The 2,582-nt window shown below is 65.9% G+C and carries 2 protein-coding genes; both read right to left on the reverse strand.

All coding sequences use genetic code 11. The features are described from left to right. Nucleotides 1–79: 79 nt before the first annotated feature. The gene (locus EN984_RS30655; protein ID WP_127271797.1) at nt 80–1,246 is read right to left on the reverse strand and encodes an ABC transporter substrate-binding protein; all 1,167 of its coding nucleotides are present in this window, start codon (nt 1,244–1,246) and stop codon (nt 80–82) included. A 45-nt stretch (nt 1,247–1,291) separates the two neighbouring features. After that, the coding region (locus EN984_RS30660) for an ATP-binding cassette domain-containing protein (protein ID WP_127384190.1) at nt 1,292–2,582 on the reverse strand (1,291 nt) is incomplete at its 5' end.

The raw sequence follows: 2,582 nt of genomic DNA on the forward strand, positions 1-2,582 counted from the left end.
GCCGACGGTGAGGTCAACGCGGCGCACCGCCTCGACCTCGCCGTACCGGATTTTCAGGGCTTCGACGCTCAGCACGACATCACGGCGCCGGAACGTCGGCAGCGTCGGGGATCAGGGTCTGGACATGCTTGCCCTCGCCGCCCTCGTAGCGCATCAGCGCCACCGGCCGCAGCGGCATGCGATCGGTGCCGGCATAGGTGATCTTGCCGGTGATGCCTTCGAAATCCTTAAGGCCGGCGATGGCGTCGCGGATCGCTTTCGGGTCGTCGGAGCCGGCCGTCTTGACCGCCTGGTCGAGGATCAGGCCGATCTCATAGCCATTGACTTCATAGGTCGATTCCGGTGCGTGGCCTGCATATTTGGTGAAGGCGGTATTGAAGGCCTCGAGCTTGCTGCCCGGCTCGGCATAGCCGGCCGCGGTGTAGACGACGCCGTCGACCAATTTGCCGAGCGCCTTGATGGTCGGCGTGCCGATGGCATCGGCGCCATAGACCGGGATGGTGACGCCGGCGCCACGCAATTGCTGGATGAAGGCCGGGAAATCCGGCTCATAGGCCGCCGTCATGATCAGGTCGGGCTTGTCGGCTAGGCCCTTGATATTGGTGATCTCGGCGGAAAAATCGGGCTGGCCCATGCTGAAGGTGCCGCGGCCGACAATGGCGCCGCCCTTCTTCTCGAACACCTTGCCGAAATATTCCGGCAGATTGGCGGTGTAGGTGGAGTCCGGCGAAGTCAGCAGGAACACCTTCTTCTTGCCTTCCGAGACGGCGAAGTCGGCGACCGCCGTCGCCTGCACATTGTCGGCCGGATAGGTGCCGAACATGACGTCGCCGACCGCGCCGGTGAGCACCGGGGCGGAGCCGCACAGCGTCAGGGTCGGAATGCCAAGCGGCTGGGTCAGCTGGCCGGCGGAAATCGAGGGATCGGCATCGCACGGCGTGATCATGATCTTGGCGCCGGCGTCGATCAGTTCCTGGGCGACAGTGGCAGTCTGCGCGGTATCGGAGCGCGTGTCCTTGATCAAAAGCTTGACGGTGTATTTGCCAGCGAGGCCACCCTTGGCGTTGAGCTCGTCGAGCGACATGCGCAGGCCGGCAAGTGCCGGCTGGTCGTAAGGGGCAAGGCCGCCGGTCTGCGCGGTCGCGGCACCGATGATGATCTCTTCGGCGCTGGCCGTCGAAATGGCGGCGATGCTGAACACGGCAGCGCACAAAGCGGCGCGATGGAGGCGATAGAGGCTTGGCATGTCGGTTCTCCTTCTGGATTTCTTATGGTTGGCTGTCGTTGCGGGTCATGCGGTCTGGTTTTCAGGCGTTTCGGTCTTGGCGCGCGCCGTGCGGCTGCCGAGATAGGCTGCGATCACGGCAGGGTTCTTCTGAACGTCGCCCGGCGTGCCGTCGGCGATGACGCGGCCATGATCGATGACGACGATGCGCTCGCACAGGTTCATCACCAGCCGCATGTCGTGTTCGATCAGCACAATGCCGATGCGGCGCTCGGTGCGGACCGTCGAGAGGATCGAAACCAGTTCGGCGGTCTCGACGGCGTTCATGCCGGCGGCCGGCTCGTCGAGCAGCAGGAAGCGCGGCTTCAACGCCAGGGCGCGTGCCACTTCGAGCCGACGGCGCTGGCCATAGGCAAGCCTGGCGGCCGGTTGATCGGCGAATCTCTCCAGCCCCATGCGCGCAAGTTCACCCATTGCCGCCGCCTCGGCATGGCCAAGATCCGGCTCCACCTGGCGGGCGGCGACGACGACATTTTCGAGCACGGTCATGTGCGGGAAGACGCGGATGTTCTGGAACGTGCGGGCAACGCCGGAGCGGGCGAAGCGGAAGGCCGAAGCCTGCCGGACCACGCCACCCACCGACACGGTGCCGGCACTTGGCTTGATATCACCGGCCAGCATGTTGAGCAGCGTCGTCTTGCCGGCGCCATTGGGGCCGATGATGCCGGTGATGCTGTCGGTCTCGAAATCCAGGCTGACGTCGTCGACGGCGACGACGCCGGCATAGCGGCGCGACAGATGGACGGCGGCGAGCCGGTCACTCTCGACATGCCGCGGTGGCGCCGTTGAAGCCATCACGGCCTGGCGACCGGGCCGACGCAGCAGGTTCAGTTCACGCTCGCCGAACAGACCGGTCGGTCGCCGCCAGATAACCAGGATCATGGCGATGGCAAGCACGCCCTGGGTCAGGCCAAACAGGACGGGCAGATGCAGGCCGAGCACCTCGCCGCCGCCTTCGAAGCGGCGCACCACTTCGACCAAAACGATGGTGACGATGACGCCGGCGAAAGCGCCGAGCGACGAGGTCATGCCGCCGACGATCAGCATGGCGAGCATGGTGAAGCCGAGGTCGAAATAGAAATCGCGTGGCGAGAACGCACCCAGAAACTGCGCCATCATGGCGCCGGCGGCCATGGCGGCGACGACACCCGCCACCCAGGCGGCCAGACGCGCCGTGCGCTGGTCGACGCCGACGGCGGCGGCACCGCGCTCGTCATTGGCGGCGGCGCGGGCGGCAAGGCCGAAGGAGGTTTCGCGAAACAGCCTCGCCGCCACCAGCGCCATCGAAGCGCTGTCT

Origin of the sequence: Mesorhizobium sp. M7A.F.Ca.CA.004.12.1.1, assembly GCF_003997835.1 — a bacterium.
Lineage (GTDB): Bacteria > Pseudomonadota > Alphaproteobacteria > Rhizobiales > Rhizobiaceae > Mesorhizobium.